Source organism: Janthinobacterium sp. FW305-128 (assembly GCF_020858135.1).
Classification (GTDB): Bacteria; Pseudomonadota; Gammaproteobacteria; order Burkholderiales; family Burkholderiaceae_D; genus Janthinobacterium.
Window position 1 is genome coordinate 239618 of the sequence record NZ_JACYMK010000004.1, and the last position, 21617, is coordinate 261234.

General features: G+C 64.9%; 18 protein-coding genes. 3 read left to right on the plus strand and 15 right to left on the minus strand.

All coding sequences use genetic code 11. The features are described 5' to 3' along the window. Positions 1 to 2 precede the first annotated feature (2 nt). The 15 genes from gabD to IGS60_RS11050 form a co-directional block, all read right to left on the minus strand. The gene (gene gabD / locus IGS60_RS10980) at positions 3 to 1457 is read right to left on the minus strand and encodes an NADP-dependent succinate-semialdehyde dehydrogenase (RefSeq protein WP_230504302.1); all 1455 of its coding nucleotides are present in this window, start codon (positions 1455 to 1457) and stop codon (positions 3 to 5) included. 80 nt (positions 1458 to 1537) lie between these two features. After that, on the minus strand, positions 1538 to 2380 hold the full coding sequence (locus IGS60_RS10985; protein ID WP_121670809.1) for a PPK2 family polyphosphate kinase: 843 nt from the start codon (positions 2378 to 2380) through the stop codon (positions 1538 to 1540). Beyond that, the gene (locus tag IGS60_RS10990) at positions 2377 to 2799 is read right to left on the minus strand and encodes a CoA-binding protein (protein ID WP_230504304.1); all 423 of its coding nucleotides are present in this window, start codon (positions 2797 to 2799) and stop codon (positions 2377 to 2379) included. The genes IGS60_RS10985 and IGS60_RS10990 overlap by 4 nt, the downstream gene beginning before the upstream one ends. Positions 2800 to 3021: 222 nt before the next feature. After that, positions 3022 to 3678 carry a bifunctional 2-keto-4-hydroxyglutarate aldolase/2-keto-3-deoxy-6-phosphogluconate aldolase gene (locus IGS60_RS10995; protein ID WP_230504306.1) on the minus strand — a complete coding sequence of 219 codons (657 nt, stop codon included), beginning with the start codon at positions 3676 to 3678 and terminating at the stop codon, positions 3022 to 3024. Between the two features lie 13 nt (positions 3679 to 3691). Beyond that, positions 3692 to 4585: an SMP-30/gluconolactonase/LRE family protein gene (locus IGS60_RS11000; RefSeq protein ID WP_230504511.1), complete on the minus strand. Its 894-nt coding sequence runs from the start codon at positions 4583 to 4585 to the stop codon at positions 3692 to 3694. Positions 4586 to 4681: 96 nt separating this feature from the next. Then, positions 4682 to 6412, minus strand: coding sequence for an L-arabinonate dehydratase (araD, locus tag IGS60_RS11005; protein WP_230504308.1), 1731 nt, complete (start codon positions 6410 to 6412; stop codon positions 4682 to 4684). Beyond that, positions 6409 to 7422 carry a 2-dehydro-3-deoxygalactonokinase gene (locus tag IGS60_RS11010; RefSeq protein ID WP_230504310.1) on the minus strand — a complete coding sequence of 338 codons (1014 nt, stop codon included), beginning with the start codon at positions 7420 to 7422 and terminating at the stop codon, positions 6409 to 6411. Before IGS60_RS11010 ends, araD begins: the two co-directional genes overlap by 4 nt. A gap of 83 nt (positions 7423 to 7505) precedes the next feature. After that, positions 7506 to 8273, minus strand: coding sequence for a hypothetical protein (locus tag IGS60_RS11015; protein ID WP_230504311.1), 768 nt, complete (start codon positions 8271 to 8273; stop codon positions 7506 to 7508). Beyond that, entirely contained in the window at positions 8270 to 9469 is a 1200-nt protein-coding gene (locus tag IGS60_RS11020) for a DNA-binding transcriptional regulator (protein ID WP_070218948.1), read from the minus strand. The genes IGS60_RS11015 and IGS60_RS11020 overlap by 4 nt, the downstream gene beginning before the upstream one ends. A gap of 32 nt (positions 9470 to 9501) precedes the next feature. After that, positions 9502 to 10644 (minus strand): sugar ABC transporter permease, encoded by a 1143-nt coding sequence (locus IGS60_RS11025; RefSeq protein WP_230504313.1) that lies wholly within the window; start codon positions 10642 to 10644, stop codon positions 9502 to 9504. Continuing rightward, positions 10641 to 12212: a D-xylose ABC transporter ATP-binding protein gene (gene xylG, locus IGS60_RS11030; protein WP_230504315.1), complete on the minus strand. Its 1572-nt coding sequence runs from the start codon at positions 12210 to 12212 to the stop codon at positions 10641 to 10643. Before xylG ends, IGS60_RS11025 begins: the two co-directional genes overlap by 4 nt. Positions 12213 to 12409: 197 nt before the next feature. Then, positions 12410 to 13411: a D-xylose ABC transporter substrate-binding protein gene (xylF, locus tag IGS60_RS11035; RefSeq protein ID WP_034752745.1), complete on the minus strand. Its 1002-nt coding sequence runs from the start codon at positions 13409 to 13411 to the stop codon at positions 12410 to 12412. Positions 13412 to 13533: 122 nt separating this feature from the next. Next, positions 13534 to 15321, minus strand: a complete 1788-nt coding sequence (locus tag IGS60_RS11040) for an IlvD/Edd family dehydratase (protein ID WP_230504316.1) — start codon at positions 15319 to 15321, stop codon at positions 13534 to 13536. Continuing rightward, positions 15318 to 16085: an SDR family NAD(P)-dependent oxidoreductase gene (locus IGS60_RS11045; protein ID WP_070218944.1), complete on the minus strand. Its 768-nt coding sequence runs from the start codon at positions 16083 to 16085 to the stop codon at positions 15318 to 15320. Before IGS60_RS11045 ends, IGS60_RS11040 begins: the two co-directional genes overlap by 4 nt. A gap of 27 nt (positions 16086 to 16112) precedes the next feature. Then, the gene (locus IGS60_RS11050) at positions 16113 to 17273 is read right to left on the minus strand and encodes a fumarylacetoacetate hydrolase family protein (RefSeq protein ID WP_070218943.1); all 1161 of its coding nucleotides are present in this window, start codon (positions 17271 to 17273) and stop codon (positions 16113 to 16115) included. A gap of 375 nt (positions 17274 to 17648) precedes the next feature. Between IGS60_RS11050 and chvE the strand changes: the two genes are divergently transcribed. The 3 genes from chvE (at position 17649) to mmsB (ending at position 21587) form a co-directional block, all read left to right on the plus strand. After that, positions 17649 to 18725, plus strand: coding sequence for a multiple monosaccharide ABC transporter substrate-binding protein (gene chvE / locus IGS60_RS11055; protein WP_034783821.1), 1077 nt, complete (start codon positions 17649 to 17651; stop codon positions 18723 to 18725). A 113-nt stretch (positions 18726 to 18838) separates the two neighbouring features. Next, on the plus strand, positions 18839 to 20380 hold the full coding sequence (gene mmsA / locus IGS60_RS11060) for a multiple monosaccharide ABC transporter ATP-binding protein (protein ID WP_230504318.1): 1542 nt from the start codon (positions 18839 to 18841) through the stop codon (positions 20378 to 20380). After that, the gene (gene mmsB / locus IGS60_RS11065) at positions 20370 to 21587 is read left to right on the plus strand and encodes a multiple monosaccharide ABC transporter permease (RefSeq protein WP_230504320.1); all 1218 of its coding nucleotides are present in this window, start codon (positions 20370 to 20372) and stop codon (positions 21585 to 21587) included. The genes mmsA and mmsB overlap by 11 nt, the downstream gene beginning before the upstream one ends. Positions 21588 to 21617 lie beyond the last annotated feature (30 nt).

Here is a 21617-nt window from a genome sequence, read left to right on the forward strand (position 1 = left end):
CCTTAGATGCCGCCCATGCAGATGTACTTGATGACGAGATAGTCTTCGATACCGTAGGTCGACCCTTCACGGCCCAGGCCCGATTGCTTGACGCCGCCGAAGGGGGCGATCTCGTTCGAGATCAGGCCCGTGTTGACGCCGACCATGCCCGTTTCCAAGCCTTCTGCCACGCGCCAGATGCGGCCGATGTCGCGCGAATAGAAGTAGGCGGCCAGGCCGAATTCCGTGTTGTTGGCCAGGGCGATGACTTCATCGTCCGTCTTGAAGCGGAACAGGGGCGCCAGCGGGCCGAAGGTTTCCTCGGTGGCCACGCGCATGTCGTTCGTCACGTCGGCGATGACGGTCGGCTCGAAGAAGCCGTTGCCCAGCGCATGGCGCTTGCCGCCGGCCAGCAGGCGGCCGCCCTTGCCCAGCGCGTCGGCCACGTGCTCTTCCACCTTGGCGACGGCCTTGGCGTCGATCAGCGGGCCTTGCGTGACGCCCGCCTCGATGCCATTGCCGACTTTCAGCTTGGCCACGGCGGCCACCAGCTTGTCGGCAAACGCGTCATACACGCTGTCCTGCACGTACAGGCGGTTGGCGCATACGCAGGTCTGGCCCGCGTTGCGGTATTTCGAGGCGATGGCGCCTTCCACGGCCGCATCCAGGTCGGCGTCGTCGAAGACGATGAACGGCGCATTGCCGCCCAGTTCCAGCGACAGTTTCTTGATCGTCGGCGCGCACTGTTCCGCCAGCAAACGGCCCACCTGCGTGGAACCTGTAAACGTCAGCTTGCGCACGATGGGGTTCGACGTCATTTCGCCGCCGATGTCTTTCGGCGCGCCCGTGACGATGCTGAACACGCCCGCCGGTACGCCCGCGCGCTCGGCCAGCACGGCCAGCGCCAGCGCGGAAAACGGCGTCGCTTCGGCCGGTTTGAGGACCATCGGGCAGCCGGCGGCCAGGGCCGGGCCGACTTTGCGGGTGATCATGGCGGCGGGGAAATTCCACGGCGTGATGGCGGCGCACACGCCGATCGGCTCCTTGGTGATGACCAGGCGGCGGTCCGGCCACGGCGATTGCAGGGTATCGCCCGCCACGCGCTTGCCTTCTTCGGCAAACCACTCGATGAACGAGGCGCCGAACTGCACTTCGCCCTTCGCTTCCGGCAGGGGCTTGCCCTGCTCGGTGGTCATGATCAGCGCCAGGTCGTCGGCGTTTTCCAGGATCAGGTCATGCCAGCGGCGCAGCACGGCCGCGCGCTCCTTGGCCGTCTTCTTGCGCCAGGCGGGCCAGGCGGCATTGGCCGCCTCGATGGCGCGGCGCGTCTCGGCCGCGCCCATCAGGGGCACCGTGCCGATATGCTCGCCGGTGGCGGGATTGCTCACATTAATCGTCTGGCCACCATCGGCATCCGCCCAGGCTCCATTCACGTAAGCCTGGTGACGCAACAAGGTAGGATCTTTCAACTGCAGCATATGGATCTCCGGTCTGGTTTGAATTATCGACGAGGGATACTATGCCACAGCGCGGCCGATTCCGCAGGCGATGGGCGGAACTACTCGACCTTGAAAGACGACAGTTTCGGGTCCGGCGCTGGGTATTCGAGCTTCATGGCCTGCAGCGTTTCCAGCAGCAGCGAGGCCACCACCAGGTTGCGCTGCGTCTTGGAATTCGATGGCACGACGTACCACGGCGCGTGATCGGCATCGGTCTCGCGGATCGCCGTTTCATAGGCGCGCTGGTAGCCATCCCACTTCTTGCGCTGGGCGATATCGTTGGGATCGAACTTCCACTGGCGGTCGGGATCGTCGAGCCGCTCCTGCAGCCGTCCCCGCTGCTCGTCCTTCGAAATATGCAGGAAGACTTTCAGGATGACGGTGCCCGTCTCGCTCAGCATGCGCTCGAAATCGCGGATCTGCGCGTAGCGGCGCTGGCATTCGGCCTTGTCGATCATGTCCTGCACGCGCGTGATCAGCACATCCTCGTAATGGCTGCGGTTGAAGATGGCGATCTCGCCCTTCACCGGCACGTGCTGGTGCACGCGCCACAGGTAGTCGTGCGCCAGTTCGATATCGGTGGGGCCCTTGAACGCCACGGCGCGGATGCCCATTGGGTTGATATTGCTGAAGATGGCCTTCACAGTGCCATCCTTGCCCGAGGTATCCATGCCCTGCAGGACCAGCAGCACCTTCTTCTTGTGCTGCGCGTACAGCATGCTCTGGCACTCGGCGATCTGCGCCGTCAACGCCACGGTTTCCTCGCGGTCCAGGGCCTTGCACTGGGCTGGCGTCAGCTTCTTGTTGGCCGCCTTGGTGGCCGCACCCAGCAGGCGCTTGCCGGCGAATTCCTCGTTCAGATCAAAACCTTTGCCGGCCCGGAATTGCGTGCGCGCCTTCATACCGCCACCGCCAGCTTGCGGTGCTCGATTTTTGTGCAATGGTCCATCACCACGTCCAGGCCCGCCGCCCGCGCCAGCTGCGCCGCCTCCTCATTGATGACGTCGAGCTGCAGCCACAGGCAGCCCGCCTTGACGGCGATGGCTTCCTCGGCGATGGGCAGGATATCCGCCGGCTTGCGGAAGCAGTCGACGATGTCGATGCGCGCCGGCGCGACGGCAGCCGCAGCCTCCGTCAAGGTGGCGTAAGCGCGCTGGCCCAGCACGTCGCGCCCGGCCAGGGCCGGATTGACGGGCAATACGCGATAGCCATGCCGCAGCAGGTAGTCGGCCACTTCGTGGCTGGCGCGTTCGGGCTTGTCGGACATGCCGACGATGGCGATGATGCGGCTGTCTTGCAGGATGCGGGCGATGTTGGACATATTCTGGTCTATGAGGCGTGCGACATTGCCCGCCTAGCGTAGCAGATTCCCGTCCCGCCGGGAGCTAGCCAGAAGACTTAGAGCCTATCCCGGTAGGGAGCGTCTTCTGCTGGCAACGCATCAGGAGCGCGGACAAGGCGTGAGGAGGACGCGTGGCGAGCCACGCGACGACGATCAACGCAGTCCCCGCTCCTGAGGGGCGTCAGCAGGGGATGTATTCATCTACTGGGATAGGCTCTTAGCCATACGCACGACCGCCATCTGCGCGACAAAAGCCTGCGCGCGCGCCGTCACGGCCGCGTAATCTCCCGTGGCGCCCGGGCCACTCAGGCTGCTGCCGATGCCCACGGCCACGGCGCCGCTGGCAAACCATTCCGGCAGGTTCTCCACCGTCACGCCGCCCGTCGGCATCAGCGGCGCTTGCGGCAACGGGGCGCGCAGGGCCTTGATGTAGGCGGGGCCGAACATCTCGGCGGGGAAAACCTTGACGATGTCGGCGCCCGCCTGCAGGGCCGTGACGATCTCCGTCGGCGTCATCGCCCCCGGCATGGACAGCACCTGGTAGCGCTGGCACAGCGTAATCGTCTCCACGTTCACGCCGGGCGAGATGATGAACTGGGCGCCGGCCAGGATGGCGGCGCGCGCCGTCTCCGTATCGAGCACCGTGCCCGCGCCCAGCAGCACGTCATGGCCGTGGCGTTCGCGCAAGGTGCGCAGCACGCCCAGGGTGTCGGGCGTGGTAAATGCCACTTCCAGGGCCGTGATGCCGCCGGCGATGCACGCCTCGGCGATCTGCAGCGCCGCATCGGACGAGTCGGCACGCACGATACCGACCATGCCCCGCTCGAGGATGCCATTGAAAACCATGTGCTTTTGCATCTGCTCTCTCCTGTCAGGCCGGCAGGGCGCCAAAGCGCACTTCCGGCAAACCGCGCACGCCCACCTGGCGCGCATGAAACAATCCGCCGGCCAGCGGTTCGCCCGCCAGCTGGGCCGGGGTCAAGCTTTCCTGCGCCGTCGTGACGAACAATTCATCGTAGTGCGGGCCGCCCAGGCTCACGCAGCTGGGCTGCGAGACGGGCAAGGCTATCGCCCGCTCGACGCTGCCGTCCGGCGCGAAGCGCAAGACCCTGCCGGCGCCCCACTGCGCGCTCCACAAGTGGTCATCCGCATCGATGGTGGCGCCGTCGGCGGCGCCCGGCCCCGGATCGAGCACGGCAAACACACGTACCCGGCTGGCGTCGCCGCCCAGGTAATCATCCCAGCGGTAGATCGCCTTCTTCATCGAATCGCAAAAATACATGGCCGTGCCATCGACGCTGAAGCAGATGCTGTTCGAGATGGCGATCTGCGGCAGCGGCAGCCGTTCCAGGCTCAAGTCCAGGTTGAGGCGATAGAAGCTGGCGATCGCATCGCGGCACGGGCGTTCATCCAGCGTGCCGAAGACAAAGCGCCCCTGGCGGTCGCAGCGGCCATCGTTCAGGCGCGTCATGGGCAGGTCGCCCTCCACCGTGTGCAAGGGTGTGACGGCCCCGCTGCGCGCGTCGAACCAGGCCAGGCGCGAGGCCAGGCCCAGCAGCAGCACGTCGTCGCGGTCCGTCAGCGCGAAACAGGCCAGGCGCTCGGGCATGTCCCAGCGCTGGCGCTCCCCCGTGCTCAATACCAGCGCATGCAGCTGGCAGCCTTCGATATTCGTCCAGAAAACGCGGCCGCTGCGTTCGCACCAGCGCACGCCCTCGCCCAGGAAGTTCTGCGCATCGACCAGTAATTGGGCCTGTGTCCCCATCATTTCTTTCCTTTAACTCTGTATAACGCATGATAAAACCGTCGCGAGCGGAAGTCAGTTGTGGCCGAGACGCGCAGCAGGTTTGATCGTGCGTTATCAATGTGACTCGCGCGGAACGGCCGAACCACGGCAGCCGACGAGGAAATCGAGGTCCGCGCCTTCGTCGGCCTGCGTCACGTGCTTGATGTACATGGACTGGTAGCCGCCCTTCATGGCCGGCTCGGGGGCGCGCCATTCTGCGCGCCGGCGCGCCAGCTCGGCCTCGTCGACGTCGAGGTGCAAGCGCCGTCCCGCCACGTCCAGTTCAATCATGTCGCCATCGCGCACCAGGGCCAGCGGCCCGCCCACGGCCGCTTCCGGCGCCACGTGCAGCACCACCGTGCCGTAGGCCGTGCCGCTCATGCGCGCGTCCGAGATGCGCACCATGTCGCGCACGCCCTGCTCCAGCAGTTTTTTCGGCAATCCCATATTGCCCACCTCGGCCATGCCAGGGTAGCCCTGCGGGCCGCAATTTTGCAGCACCATCACGCAGCTGGCGTCGATGTCGAGCGCGGGATCGTCGACGCGCTTTTTGTAATGCTCGATGCTGTTGAAGACGACGGCGCGGCCACGGTGCTGCATCAGCTCGGGCGACGCGGCCGAGGGCTTGATGACGGCGCCGCGCGGGGCCAGGTTGCCCTGCAGGACGGCGATGCCGCCCTCGTCCTTGAATGGCTGCGCCAGCGGCGTGATCACTTCGGGATTGAAATTTTCCGCTTCGGCCACGTTGACGGCCATGGTCGCCCCCGTGACGGTGAGCGCCCCGCCATGCAATTTGCCCAGCAGGTCGCGGATGATCACGGGCAGGCCGCCCGCATAATAAAAATCTTCCATCAGGTACTGGCCCGACGGCATCAGGTTGAGCAAACAGGGAATGTCGCGGCCCAGGCGGTCCCAGTCGCCCAGGCGCATGTCCACGCCGATGCGCCCGGCAATGGCCAGCAGGTGGATCACGGCATTGGTCGAGCCGCCGATGGCGCCGTTGACCATGATGGCGTTTTCAAACGCTTCGCGCGTGAGGATCTGCGACAGTTTCAGGTCTTCATGCACCATGTCGACGATGCGCCGGCCCGTCAGCTGCGCCTGCAGCTTGCGGCGCGCATCGACGGCGGGAATGGCCGCGTTGCCGGGCAGGGTCACGCCCAGCGCTTCGACCATGCTGGCCATGGTCGATGCCGTGCCCATGGTCATGCAGTGGCCGGCGGAGCGCGACATGCACGATTCGGCCTGCTTGAATTCGTTTGAGGTCATGCGCCCGGCGCGCACGTCTTCGGAAAACTTCCACACGTCCGTGCCCGAGCCGATCGGCTTGCCCCGGTAGTTCCCGTTCAGCATGGGGCCGCCCGACAGCACGATGGTGGGCAAATCCACGCTGGCCGCGCCCATCAGCAAGGCCGGGGTGGTCTTGTCGCAGCCCGTCAGCAGTACCACGCCGTCGATGGGGTTGGCGCGGATCGATTCCTCCACATCCATGCTGGCCAGGTTACGGAACAGCATGGCCGTCGGGCGCAGATTCGTCTCGCCCAGCGACATGACGGGAAATTCGACGGGAAAGCCGCCCGCTTCGAGCACGCCGCGCTTGACCATCTCGGCCAGGTCGCGGAAATGGCCATTGCAGGGCGTCAGTTCGGACCAGGTATTGCAGATGCCGATGACGGGACGGCCATCGAAAGCGTCGCTGGGATAGCCCTGGTTCTTCATCCAGCTGCGGTGAATGAAACTGTCCTTGTCGTCGCCGCCAAACCACGCTTGCGAACGCAAGGGACGCTTGTTCTTGTTGCTGCTCATACTGTCTCCTGCGGGGAAATCAAGCCGCGCGCGGCGGCGATCAGCAGCGCACCGTGACCGGCCAGATAGTCTTGCTGCTGGTCGTCGACGATGATGCGCTTGCCATAAAAAAATCCGTGTTCTTCGATCAGCAAGCCGAGCGCCTGGCGCAGCATGGGCTTGCCCGTAATGACGAGCGGCGTATCGGGCCGCATCTGGATGGCGGTGCTGTTGCGCAGCGCCAGCAGGTCGCCGCTGAGGACGGCGCCCATCAGGAAATTGGCCCGCTCATTGCATTCGATGGCGCTGAACTGGCCCAGGGTGCGCACGCTGAAACAGGCGCGCGCCAGCCCTGTTTTTTGCGCCGCGGCCGCGCCGGCCAGCAGCATTTTCGGCACCAGGGTCTGGGCAAAACCGCCATCGACCGATTGCTTGATCAGGGTGTGCTGCGTGATCGCCTGCAGCAATTCCCCGGCGATGGTGGTGCTGCAGCCGAGGATGCGGCGCTGCTCGTCCACGCTGATCAATTTGGTATGCGAGCCGGGCATGATCAGGGTCGCCGCGCCGCGCAACTGCAGGCGCTCGAGCAGCGCGACGACTTCCGTCTCTTCGCCGCGCATCATGTCCATCGCTTCGACGTTATGCAGGCCGACGGCGCCATGCTGGTTGCGCACGCCGGGAATCAGCCACAGGGGCTGCGCCAGCACGTCGGGCAAGTCCACCACCTGCATGCCTTGCGCCAGCTGGGCCAGGCCGGCGGGCGCCGGCAAATGCGGCACTTCCCGCACGCCCATGGGCGAACTGATCATGCCCGAAGCGAGCGCCAGGTCCACAGCCGACGGCGCGATGCCGGCGCTGGCCAGCACGCTGGCGATGGTGTCGCGCAGCGCCTGTTTCAGCGCGCCGTTATGGCCATCGATGGCGGTATTGCGCACGCCCGTTTCCAGCTGCGCCTGGGCGACGACAGCGCCGCCGCGCCACAGCAAGGTACGCGTATTGGTGGTGCCGGCATCGATAGTGAGTATGTTCATGGCAGGTTGGCAGCGTCGGTAAGGGCAAAAATAAATGAGGGAAAAACTACCCCATGGTAGAACTGCCCCGCATATCTGACCAATCACTTATTTGACATCATTGATACCGGTTCGGATATGTCAAACGCATCGATATCTTGCACGCCCAAACGGTAGGCGAGCTGGAACCGCCTCACCTGTCCCGGCTGCAATTGCACGCCCTGCGCCAGCAGGGAAAAACAGCGCGCATCGGAATACAGATGACAGCTGTCCTGGGTGCTGGAAAAACGCAGGACGCGGCCGGAAGCGGGGTCGGCAACCTGCGCCGCCTCGCGCAGCTGGCCGCTGCCCGTCCAGTAAAAGTCATGCCGGAATCCCGCCGATTGCGCCAGCGCGGGCCAGGCCAGGCGCGAAGCAAGCGGCGCCGGCTGGCGGAAGTCAAACGCGCTGCCCGCCACATCGAGCGGATCGCTGCAAGAGTGGCCGCCAGGCCAGTAGCGGTCCGCCGCCAGGCGCAGCACATGGTCGCCCACGGCGGCGCGGCCGCCCTGCAGATTGAAGCGGGGCGCGGCAAGCGCAAAACGGGAAACCGTATCGGCCGTGGCGGCGCAGTCGAGGTGCAGGCTGCCATCGTCGTCAAGCCGGTAGGCCAGGCGCACCGACAGGCCGTCGTGCGCCAGGTGCAGCAGCAAGCGGCCGTCGTCCGGCGGCGCGCACTGCCAGACCGTGGACGACCGACACGCAGGGGGCGCGGCGCCCAGCACGTCGGCCAGGCGGCCATAACGGTCGGGCGCCCACCACGCCCGCACGCTGGCATCGTGCGCGTCGATGGCCACGCGCATGCCGCGCGCATTGCGCAGCAGATGCATCATGGCGCCTGCCCGGGGGCTGGCGGTGGCCGGCTGCGCTGCTGGAATTCGCGCGGCGTGCAGCCGAGTTCGCGCTTGAAGACGGCGTGCATGTACTGCACCGTGGTAAAGCCGCAACGCACGGCCACCTCGGCCACCTGTCCCGGACCGCGCGCCAGCAGGGTCTTGGCCGCATCGAGCTTGAAATGCAGGATCTCGTCGTGCACGCTGCGCCCCAGCTCGTGACGGAAGTGCGCTTCGAGCGAGGAGCGCGACACGCCCACGTAATCGGCCACCTGCTCCGTCTTGATGCCCTGGCAGGCGTACTGGCGGATGAAGTGGCGCGCCTGCATCACCTGCGGATGCTGGAAGGGCTGGTGGCGCGTGGACGCGAGCACGTTCAGGCCCGCCGGCGGCACGAGGATGCGCGTGCCGGACAGGCGCGCGCCGTTGAGCATCTGGTGCAGCAAATGCGCGGCCGTGCGGCCCATTTCCTCGGTACCCTGGATCACGGAACTCAAGGGAATGCGCGTGAGCATGCGCGCCAGCGGGTCGTTGTCGATGCCGATCAGGGCCACTTGCTCCGGCACGGCGATGCCCGCATGCATGCACGCTTGCAGCAGCTGGCGCGCGCGCGCGTCGCTCACGGCGATGATGCCGACGGGTTTTTCCAGGCTGTTGAGCCAGGCGATCTGCTGCTCCACCGCTTCGTCCCACGACGGCGCGCTGGTGGCCACGCCCCGGTACACGTCGGCGCGCATGTGGTCGCGCTCCATCAGGGCGCAAAACGCCGTTTCGCGCTCCTGCGCCCAGCGGTTGACATCGGCCTCGGGCAGGCTGAAACAGGCAAAGCGGCTCAGGCCCGCTTCCACCAGGTGTTCATAGGCCAGCTTGACGATCTTGAAGTTGTCGGTCGCCACGTACGGGATGCCGGCCGGGTAATCGTCCTCGCGCGCATACGAGCCGCCCACGGCCACCACGGGCAGGCGGCTGTGCGCCAGCGCCGCGCAGACGGCGGGATCGTCGAAATCGGCGATGATGCCGTCTCCCTGCCAGCGCTCGATGCCGGGCAGGCGGCAACGGAAGTCCTCTTCCAGGAACAGGTCCCACGACACGCGCGTGGTGTTCAGGTAGGCGGCGATGCCCGCGATGATGTCGCGGTCGTAGATTTTATTCCCGTTAAACAGCAGCGCGATCCGGTGCGCGGTCGGCATCTTCATGGTGTCTCCTCCCGTGCCAGATCGTTTCACGGCTATCTACGCCCCGCTCGCGTGCTGACATCGACCCACACGGCGAGGGTGAGGATACTGCCTTTCACGATCATCTGCCAGTAGGTGTCCACGTCCAGCATGGACATGCCGTTATCGAGGCTGGCCATGACCAGCGCGCCGATCAGGGCGCCGTACACGGTGCCCGAGCCGCCGCGCATCGAGGTGCCGCCGATGAAGCAGGCGGCAATGGCGTCGAGTTCGCTGAAGGTGCCGGCGGACGGCGAACCGGCCGCCAGGCGGCCCGTGTTGATCAGGCCGGCGAGCGCGCACATCAGGCCCATGATGCCGAAGATCCACAGCTTGACGGCTTTGACGTTGATGCCGGACAGGCGCGTCGCTTCCATATTGCTGCCGACGGCGTAGATGCGCCGGCCGAACACGGTCTGGCTGGTGATGTAGCTGAACAGCCCCAGCAAGGCCAGCAGCAGCAGCACGGGCAGCGGAATGCCTTCATAACCGTTCAGGGTCCGCACGAAGGCATACAGCACGGCGCCGATGACGGCCAGGCGCAGGCCATCGGCCCAGGACGCCGTCTGCGGCAAGCCATGCTGGGCGCGGCTGGCGCGCGCGCGCCACGTCAGGAAGGCGGCCAGCAGGAACAGGCCGATGCCCAGCACGATGCCGGGCACCGCGGGCAGGTAGCCCTGCCCCAGGTAGACCATCGGCTCGGAGACGGGCGCGATCGTGATGCCGCCCGTGATGCCCAGCAGGATGCCACGGTACGCGAGCATGCCGCCCAGGCCCACGATGAAGGACGGGATGCCCCGGTACGCCGTCAGGTAGCCATTGAGCAGGCCGATCACCAGGCCGCAGCCCAGCACCGCCATCAGGTTCAGCGCCAGCGGCCAGTGCTGCGTGACGTCCAGCACGGCGGCGATGCCGCCGAGCAGCCCCAGCAGGGAGCCGATCGACAGGTCGATCTCGCCGGCGATAATCACCAGCACCATGCCGCAGGCGAGGATGCCGGTGACGGACATCTGGCGCAGCAGATTCGACAGGTTGCGCGGCGTGAGGAAGCTGCCCTCCGTTTTCCACGAAAAAAAGGCCCAGATCAGCGCCACGGCGATCAGCAGGGCCAGCATCTTGTATTGGGTGAACAGCTGTTTGATACTGTGCGGTTTCATGCTGCGGGTTCCTTGTTTGCGGTGTTGGCGGCGGGCGCCGGGCGCTGGTCCAGCGCCGCCGCCAGCACGGTTTCCTGGCTCAGGCCATCGTTGCTAAAGTCGCCGCGCAGGCGGCCTTCGCCCATCACCAGCACGCGGTCGGACACGCCCAGCACTTCAGCCAGTTCCGACGAGACCATGATGATGGCCACGCCACGGTCGGCCAGCGCCAGCATCAGTTTGTAGATTTCATATTTGGCGCCCACGTCCACGCCGCGCGTGGGTTCGTCGAGGATCAGCACGCGCGGGCGCGTCAGCAGCATCTTGGCCAGCACGGCCTTTTGCTGATTGCCGCCCGACAGGCTCGTGATGGACAGCGACGGGCTGGCCGCCTTCAGTTCCAGCTGCGCGATTTCGCCGCGCACGGCCGTCAATTCCGCCTCGCCATCGATGCGCGTGGCGCGCGAAAATTCCTCCAGCACGGCCAGGGTGATGTTCTGCCCCACGTCGAGGTCGGGCACGATGCCGTGATGCTTGCGGTCTTCCGGCACCATGGCCAGGCCCATGGCAATCGCCTTTTGCGGAGACGAAGTGTCGATGCGGCGGCCATCGAGCCACACTTCGGCCTGGCACGGCCCCTGGTAGGCGCCGAACAGGGCAGAGACGAGCTCCGTGCGCCCCGCCCCCACCAAGCCGGCGATGCCGAGGATCTCGCCCTTTCGCAGGGTGAACGACACATCGTCGACCCGCTTGCGCTGCGGGTTGTCGGCGTCGATGCAGCTTACGTGGCGCGCCTCGAACAGCACTTCGCCGATAGGTGCCGGCTGCGCACGCTGCGGATACAGCTGGCTCATTTCGCGGCCCACCATCTGCGCGATGATGCGCTCGACGTTCATCTGCGCCATCGGCGTGGTGGCGATATGCTTGCCGTCGCGGATGACGACGATGGTATCGCAGATGGCCGCCACCTCATCGAGCTTGTGCGAAATATAGATGCAGGTGACGCCCTTGGCCTTCAGCGCGCGCAGGATATCGAGCAGCACGGCGATTTCCGACGCCGTCAGCGACGACGACGGCTCGTCGAGGATCAGCAATCGCGCATTCTTGTTGAGCGCCTTGGCGATTTCCACCAGCTGCTGGTGGCCGCCGCCGTAATTCATCACGGGTTGCGCTACGTTCAGTTCGGGAATTTTCAGTTCGCGCAGCAGCTCGTCGGCGCGCTTGTACATGGCCGCGTAATGCATGCGCCCGCCGGGCAGGGTAAGCTCGCGGCCCATGAAGATATTCTCGGCCACGGACAGCTGCGGCACCAGCATCAGTTCCTGGTGGATGATGATGATGCCCGCGTCTTCCGTGTCGCGGATCGATTGCGCGCGCAGGGGCTGGCCATCCCACAGGATCTCGCCATCCCAGGTGCCGTGCGGGTACACGCCGGACAGCACCTTCATCAGGGTCGACTTGCCGGCGCCATTCTCGCCGCACAAGCCGATGCACTCGCCGGCCCGCACCTGCAGGTCGATGCCGTCGAGCGCGCGGACACCGCCAAACTGTTTGACGATGCCTTTCATTTCAAGCAGATAGTCGGACATGCTCACTCTCGTTGCGGATACGGGGGAAATGTCGGATTACGCGGCGCCCATGGCGCCGCTAATCCGACCTACGGTCGATGCAGACGACCGACACCACCACCGGCGTTTCCGGAGCCGGCGATTGTCGGATAACGGCCGATGCGGGCAATCGTAGGTCGGCTTAGCGCGCAGCGCGTAAGCCGACAGCAAGCGGGTAATCAATTACCCAGCTGCGCCTTGGTATAGAAACCGTCGTCGACGAGAATGTTCACGTTCGCCTTGGTCAAGGGCGTGGGTTTGAGCAGCACCGTGCTGACTTTTTTCAGGCCGTTGTCATAGCTGGAGTTGTAGGCGGGCTTTTCATTGCGCGCCAGTTGCACGGCCAGCTTGGCCGCTTCGGCGGCGATGGTTTTCAGGGGTTTGTAGACGGTCATCGATTGCGTGCCGGCGATGACGCGTTTGACCGCCGCCAGATCGGCGTCCTGGCCCGAGACCGGCACCTTGCCGGCCAGTTTTTGCGCGGCCAGGGCCTGGATGGCGCCGCCGGCCGTGCCGTCGTTCGAGGCGACGATAGCGTCGATCTTGTTGCCGTTGGCCGTCAGCGCGTTTTCCACGATGGACAGCGCTTCGGTGGCGCTCCAGTCCTTCACCCACTGCTGGCCGACGATCTTGATATCGCCCTTGTCGATGAACGGTTTGAGCACCTTCATCTGGCCTTCGCGCAGCATCTTGGCATTGTTGTCGGTGGGCGAGCCGCCCAGCAAATAGTAATTGCCCTTCGGCTGCAGCTTGGTCACGCCTTCGGCCTGCATCTCTCCCACTTTCTCGTTGTCGAACGAGATATACGCATCGATATCGGCGTTCAGGATCAGGCGGTCATACGACAACACCTTGATGCCGGCCTTTTTCGCTTCCTTGACGGTGTTGTTGAGCACCGTGGCATTGAACGGCACGATCACCAGCACATCGACGCCGCGCGAGATCAGGTTTTCGATCTGCGAAATCTGGCGCTGCTCGCTGGCGTCGGCCGACTGCACGAAGACCTTGGCGCCCTGCTTTTCGGCGGCGGCGATGAAGAAATCGCGGTCGCGCGTCCAGCGTTCCACGCGCAAGTCGTCGATGGAAAAGCCGATCTTCGGGTTTTTCGCATCGGCCAGGGCGGCGCTGCTGCTCAATGCCAGCATGGCGGTCATGATGGCTGCACTGATGATCTTGTTCATTGTGTGTCTCCTTGTGGATTTTTTAGCTACATTTTTTAACTGCGGGTACTGCTGAAAATTTTATGTCTGTGGTGGTGTCGGGTTACGCGCGCAGCGCTAACCCGACCTACGTGCTGCGACTGCTAATGGTTGTGGCGCGGCAGGGTCTGGCCCACAGCGCGGTATTTCAGGGCCAGCTCCATGCAGGCGCCCGTTTCCAGCTGGCCCACGCTGGCGCGGTAGATTTCCTGCCACGGCGTGGCGCTGCCGTTGACGGGCGGCGGCAGTTCCTGGGCGCGGCGCGCCAGTTCAGCCGCATCGACCAGCATGTCGCACTGGCCCCCGTTCAGGTCCACGCGGATGATGTCGCCCGTGCGCAGCAGCGCCAGGCCGCCGCCCACGGCGCTTTCCGGCGACGCGTTCAGGATCGAGGGGCTGTCCGAGGTGCCCGACTGGCGCCCATCGCCCAGGGTCGGCAGGTTCAGAATGCCCGCCTTGAGCAAGGCATCGGGCGGCTGCATGTTGACCACCTCGGCCGAACCGGGCCAGCCGACAGGGCCGGCGCCGCGCATGATCAGCATGCAGCTGTCGTCGATATTGAGTGCCGGGTCGTTGATGCGCGCGTGATAGTCGCTTGAACCGTCAAAGACGATGGCGCGCGCCTCGAACACGCCCTCGCTGCCGGGGCGCGACAGGTAGCGCTCGCGGAAGGCGGGCGAGATCACGCTGGTCTTCATGATGGCGAAGTCGAACAGGTTGCCCTGCAAGGCCATGAAACCAGCCTTTTCCTTCAGCGGCGCGGCAAACGGGCGGATCATCTCGCGGTCCGCGCTCTCCCGGCCTTGCAAGTTGGCCGCCATGCTCTGGCCCGTGACCGTCAACCGGTCCGCATGCAGCAGGCCCGCCTGCTGCAGCTCCCACATCACGGCCGGCACGCCGCCGGCGCGGTGGAAGCGCTCGCCCAGATACTTCCCGGCCGGCTGCATGTTCAACAGCAGCGGCACGTCGTAGCCATGTTCCATCCAGTCGCTCGAGTGCAATGCCACACCCGCATGGCGCGCCATGGCCATCAGGTGCGGCTGGGCGTTGGTGGAGCCGCCGATGGCCGCGTTGACGATGATGGCGTCCAGGAAGGCCTCGCGCGTGAGGATGCTCGACGGGCGCACGTCGTCATGCGCCATGCCGACGATGCGGCGCCCCGTTGCATAGGCGATCTGGCCCCGTTCGCGGTACGGCGCGGGGATGGCCGAGCAGCCCGTCAGCGACATGCCCAGCGCTTCGGCCAGCGCATTCATCGTCGATGCGGTGCCCATGGTGTTGCAGTGGCCGGCCGACGGCGCCGAGGCGGCGGCGATCTGCAGGAATTTGTCGTTGTCGATCAAGCCGGCGGACAGCTGGCGGCGGCCCTTCCAGATGGCCGCGCCGGAACCGACCAGTTCGCCGTCCATCCAGCCGTCGAGCATGGGGCCGCCCGACAGCACGATGGCGGGAATGTCCACCGTGGCCGCGGCCATCAATTGCGCCGGCGTGGTCTTGTCGCAGCCCGTCGTCAGCACCACGGCGTCGATCGGATAGCCATGCAGGATCTCCACCAGGCCCAGATACGCGAGGTTGCGGTCCAGCGCGGCCGTGGGACGGCGGCAGTTCTCGAAGATCGGGTGCAGCGGGAATTCCATCGGGATGCCGCCCGCGTCGCGGATGCCGTCGCGCACGCGCTGGGCCAGCTCCAGGTGGATGCGGTTGCAGGGACTGATATCGCTGCCGCTTTGCGCGATGCCGATGATGGGCCGGCCCGAACGCAGTTCCTCGGCCGTGATCCCGTAGTTCATGAAGCGCTCGAGGTACAGCGCCGTCATGTCGATGTGGTCGGGATTGTCGAACCAGTCCTGCGAGCGGAAGCGCCGCGCCTGGCGGTTGCCTGGGGTACTCATGCGCCGTACCAGCCTGCGTCGACATAGTATTCGCGTCCCGCGCACTTGGCCGCGTTGTCGGACGCGAGGAACAGCGCCAGCGCCGCCACGTCTTCCGGCTCCACGCGCAGCTGCAGGCATTGACCCTGCAGGATCACGGCTTCCGCTTCCGGCGTATGCCACAGCCGCTCCTGGCGCGGCGTGCGCACGGCGCCGGGAATGATGCAGTTGACGCGGATGCCGTCGGCACCCAGGTCGCGCGCCAGGCCGCGCGTCAGCCCTTCGATGCCGGCTTTCGCCGTCATGTAGATCGACAGGTTCGCTTGCGCCAGGTGCCAGGAAATCGAGCCCAGGTTGAGGATCACGCCGCTGCCCTTGGCGCGCATGGCCGGCGCCACTGCCTGGGCGCAGAAATACTGGTGGCGCAGGTTGACGGCCATGCGCTCGTCCCAGTAGGCGGGCGTGACGTCCTGCAGCTGGTGGCGGTCGTCATTGGCCGCGTTGTTGACGAGGATATCCGTGGCGCCCGCGCTGTGTGCGATCTCGGCGAAGGTGGCGGCCAGGGCGCCCAGGTCCGTCAGGTCGCAATAGCGGAAAACGGGCGGCTGCGCCAGGTGCGCCAGCTTTTCCTGCAGCGCCAGCGACGCCTCGCGGGCGATGTCGAGAAAGGTGACGTGGGCGCCCTGGCGCGCGAACGCCTCGACGATGGCCACGCCGATGCCGGTGCCGCCGCCCGTGATGACGACGCGCTTGCCGGCCAGGCTGGGGTAAGTTGCATGCTGCATGGTGTCTCTCTTTTTAAAATAATCGGATCAAAGCAAGCCGCGTTGCGCCAGGTTCTGGTACAGCGCGCGCACGCCGAACGTCCAGGGGGCAATCGCATCGCAGCGCTGCACTTCGTTGACCAGCGCACCCAGCGCGGCGCTGGCAATCGTCACGCGGTCGCCCAGGTGGTGCGTAAAGCCGCCGCCCTGCGCGCCGCGGTCCTTTACGGGCGAGAACATGGTCCCGAGGAACAGCATGAAACCGTCCGGATACTGGTGGTACTGGCCTGCCGTCTGGCGCACCAGGTCAAGCGGGTCGCGGCTGATTTCGCGCATGAAGCTGGCGCCTTCGAGCACAAAGCCGTCGTCCGCGCCTTCGATCAGCAGCGACACTTCCGCCTCGCGCACGGTGTCGAGCGTGAAGTGCTCGTCGAACAGGCGGATGAAGGGGCCGATGGCGCAGGAGCCGTTGTTATCCTTGGCCTTGCCCAGCAAGAGGGCGCTGCGCCCTTCGATGTCGCGCAGGTTGACGTCGTTGCCCAAGGTCGCCCCCAGCACCTCGCCACGGCTGTTGACGGCCAGGACGATCTCGGGCTCCGGGTTGTTCCAGGCGGACGATGGCAGCAAGCCCACCTGCGCGCCGCAGCCGACCGACGACATCGGCTGCGCCTTGGTAAACACTTCCGCATCGGGGCCGATGCCCACTTCCATGTATTGCGACCAGGCGCCGCGTTGTTGCAGCTGCTGTTTCAAGCGCTGCGCCGCCTCCGAGCCGGGTTTTAATGCGGACAAGTCGCCGCCCAGCGTCGTTTGCAGCGCGGCGCGCAAGCTTGCCGCGCGCGCCGCGTCGCCGCCCGCCTGTTCCTCGATCACCCGTTCGAGCAGGCTGACGGCGAAGGTCACGCCGCAGGCCTTGACGGCCTGCAGGTCGCACGGCGCCAGTAGCAGCGGCTCGCCGGCCGGCGCGGCCAGCGCCTGCTCCAGCAGCGCCTGCACGGGGCCGAGCGCGATGCCGGGCGCATGGCGGGCGATATCGAGCGCATCGCTGCGTTCGAACAGCTCGGCCACCGTCGCTACCGTTTGCGTGATGTCGACCACCTCGCCGCCGCGCACGGCGACGACGCAGGGGCCGTCACGCCAGATGCGGCCGATGAGGAGAGCCTGCGCCAGGTCGGCGGGCAACAGGGAGGCGGGGGAAATCGGCTGCATGGCAAGCTTTCAAAAGGTCGTGACGGGATGGCTGGTCTTCAAGTTCGGACCGATTCTGCGCGCCGCCCTGTGTCGCCGCAATTACGAAAATCACCAAATTGAATGATGATTATTGGTATTGCAGCGCACCAAAAAAAGCCGCCGCCCGGCCCCCGTTCCCGTCCTTTCCGCAGGCGGGAAAGCATGCAATGGCGCATTGCATCAATTGGCCTATCGATATCGTTTTGGATATCGGCTATGCGAAAAAAGTGATTGGTGAGGGATGGATGGACAAACTAGTATCAGCCGTGGCCCGCAATCGGCCATTCGCACGGAGCCCGCCCGCTGGACGACGGCCCTGGCACATTCAACTATCGAAGACGGTGGAGACCTGAAATGAAAACAACAATGAAAATGCTGACCGCGAGCCTGGCGCTGGCCATCTCCGGCATGGCGGTAATGCCCGTGGCAAGCGCCGCAGACAAGGGCGCGATCGGCATCTCGATGCCGACCAAGTCGTCCATGCGCTGGATCGCCGACGGCGACAACATGGTCAAGGTATTCAAGGAGCGCGGCTACAAGACGGACCTGCAGTTTGCCGACGACGATATCCCGAACCAGCTGGCGCAGGTGGAAAACATGATCACCAAGGGCGCCAAGGTGCTGGTGATCGCCGCCATCGACGGCACCACCTTGTCGAACGTGCTGCAAAAGGCGGCCGACAAGGGCATCAAGGTCATTTCGTATGACCGTCTAATCCGCGGCACGAAAAACATCGATTACTACGCCACCTTCGACAACTTCCAGGTCGGCGTGCTGCAAGCGGGCTATATCGAATCGGCGCTGAAACTCAAGGAAGGCAAGGGTCCGTTCAATATCGAACTGTTCGGCGGCTCGGCCGACGACAACAACGCGCACTTCTTCTACAACGGCGCGCTGTCGGTCCTGAAACCGTACATCGACAGCGGCAAGCTGGTGGTGCGCTCGAAGCAGATGGGCATGGAAAAGGTCGCCACCCTGCGCTGGGACGGCGCCGTGGCGCAAGCGCGCATGGACAACCTGCTCAGCGCCTACTACGGCAATGCGAGAGTCGACGCGGTGCTGTCGCCGTATGACGGCTTGAGCATCGGCATCCTGTCCTCGCTCAAGGGCGTCGGCTACGGCACGCCGAAACAGCCGTTCCCCGTCGTGACGGGCCAGGATGCGGAAATCCCGTCGGTGAAATCGATCATTCGCGGCGAACAGGCATCGACCGTGTTCAAGGACACGCGCGAACTGGCCAAGGTGACGGCCAACATGGTCGACGCGATGATGAGCGGCAAGACGCCGACCGTCAACGATACCAAGACCTATAACAACGGCGTGAAAGTCGTGCCGTCCTACCTGCTGAAACCGGTCACCGTCGACAAGGCGAACTGGAAGCAGGTGCTCGTCACCGGCAGCGGCTACTACACGGAAGCGCAAGTGAAATAAGCATCCAAGGTACTGAAGGCCCGGCACTGCCGGGCCTTTCGCTTCACGCACGATCAAGAACAAGACTGCCGCACGGCCGCTGCCCACCAGCGCGGCCGTGCCAGAGAGGTTATATGACGAACACTATCCTGGAAATGCGCGGGATACGCAAAACATTCCCGGGCGTCGTTGCGCTCGACAATGTCAACCTGCGGGTACGCAGCGGCGAGATCCACGCCATCGTCGGCGAAAACGGCGCCGGCAAATCGACCCTGATGAAAGTGCTGAGCGGCGTCTACGGCCATGGCAGCTATACGGGCGACATCGATTACCTGGGCCAGACGCGGCACTTCCGCGGCATCAAGGACAGCGAAGAAATCGGCATCATCATCATCCACCAGGAACTGGCGCTGGTGCCCCAGCTGTCGATCGCCGAGAATATCTTCCTCGGCAACGAACCGTCCCGCATGGGCGTCATCGACTGGGAATACGCGCAAGCGAAGACGCGCGAACTGCTGCAGAAAGTCGGCCTGAAGGAGTCCCCGGACACCCTGATCACCAATCTGGGCGTGGGCAAGCAGCAGCTGATCGAGATCGCCAAGGCGCTGTGCAAGGACGTCAAGCTGCTGATCCTCGACGAGCCGACGGCCAGCCTGAACGAGAGCGACAGCGCGGCCCTGCTCGACCTGCTGCTGGGCCTGAAAGCCCAGGGCATCGCCTCGATCCTGATTTCGCACAAGCTCAATGAAATTTCACGGGTCGCCGATGCCATCACGGTGCTGCGCGACGGGAACACGGTCGACAGTTTCGACTGCCGCACGGAGCCCGTCAGCGAAGACCGCATCATCGAAAAGATGGTCGGGCGCGAAATGGCCGACCGCTATCCGCCGCGCACGCCCACCATCGGCGAGACCATTTTCGAAGTGCGCGACTGGCGCGTCTTCCATCCCGAGCATGCCGACCGCCCCGTCATCAAGGGCATCAATATGCACGCGAAAAAGGGCGAGATCATCGGCATCGCCGGCCTGATGGGCTCCGGGCGCACGGAACTGGCGATGAGCCTGTTCGGCCGCGCCTACGGCCAGCGCATCAGCGGCACGGTGCTCAAGCACGGCCAGGAGATCGACGTCAGCACCATCGGCAAGGCGATCGCCCATGGCCTCGCGTATGTCACGGAAGACCGCAAGGGCCTGGGCCTGATCCTCGAGGAAGACATCCAGAAGAACACCAGCCTGGCCAACCTGGACGCGATTTCGCGGCACATGGTGATCGACGAGCAGCGTGAATTCGGCGTGGCCGAGGAGTTCCGCCGCAAGCTCAAGACCCGTTGCTCGAGCGTGGCGCAGAAGGTGGTCAACCTGTCCGGCGGCAACCAGCAGAAAGTGGTGCTGGCGAAATGGCTGTTTTCGCGCCCCGACGTGCTGATCCTCGATGAACCGAGCCGCGGCATCGACGTGGGCGCCAAGTACGAGATCTACAGCATCATCAGCGAGCTGGCCGCCGAAGGCAAATGCATCATCATGATTTCCTCGGAAATGCCGGAATTGCTGGGCATGTGCGACCGGATCTATGTCATGAACGAAGGCCGCTTCGCGGCAGAACTGAGCGCGGCAGAAGCATCGCAGGAACGCATCATGCGCGCGATCGTTACACACGGAGAAAACAATGGACAATAAATTGACAGCAGGCGCGCCGACAGCAGCAGCGCCAGCGGCCGCGCCGCAAGCGAAAAGCTATGCCGGCTTCCTGAAAAACAATATGCGCGACTACGGCATGCTGCTCTCGCTGATCGTCATCATGGGCTTTTTCCAGTACATGACGGACGGCACCCTGATGCAGCCGCTGAACCTGACTAACCTGGTGCTGCAAAACAGCTACATCGTCATCATGGCGCTGGGCATGCTGATGGTCATCGTGGCCGGCCATATCGATTTATCCGTCGGCTCGGTGGTCGGCTTCGTCGGCGCGCTGGCCGCCGTCCTGATCGTCAACTACCACATGCATTTTGTCGCCGCCAGCATCCTCTGCCTGCTGGCCGGCGCCGTCATCGGCGGCGCGCAAGGCTATTTCGTCGCCTTCTTTAAAATCCCGTCCTTCATCGTCACCCTGGCCGGCATGCTGGTGTTCAAGGGCCTGACCCTGGCGCTGCTGGCAGGCCAGTCGGTCGGTCCCTTCCCGGAAGGCTTCCAGATGCTCAGCTCCGGCTTCCTGCCCGACCCGTTCGGCGGCGACAACCTGCGCGGCCTGTCGCTGCTGCTGGGCGTGATCGCCGCCGCGGCGCTGATCGTCACCTCGCTGCGCAGCCGCGCCAAGCAACTGAAACACGGCATGGAAAACGAGCCGCGCGCCTTCTTCCTGCTGAAAAATGCCATTTTCGCGGCCGTGATGGTGTATTTCAGCTACCTGCTGGCGTCGTACCGCGGCTTTCCCAACGTGCTGGCCGTGATGTCGCTGCTCATCGTCGCCTACACCTTCATCACCAACCGCACCGTGCTGGGCCGCCGCGTGTACGCCGTGGGCGGCAACGAAAAGGCGGCGCGCCTGTCCGGCATCAAGACGGAACGGGTCAGCTTCTACACCTTCGTCAACATGGGCATGCTGGCCGCGCTGGCCGGCCTGATCTTCGCGGCGCGCCTGAACACGGCCACACCGAAGGCCGGTACGGGTTTCGAGCTGGACGTGATCGCCGCCTGCTTCATCGGCGGCGCCTCCGCCTCGGGCGGCGTGGGCAAGGTGATGGGAGCCGTCATCGGCGCCTTCATCATGGGCGTAATGAACAACGGCATGTCCATCATGGGCATCGGCATCGATTACCAGCAGGTGATCAAGGGCCTGGTGCTGCTGGCGGCCGTGTTCATTGACGTGATTAATAAAAATAAATGAGAAGAACAAGGAAGCACAGGTTCGAGCCTT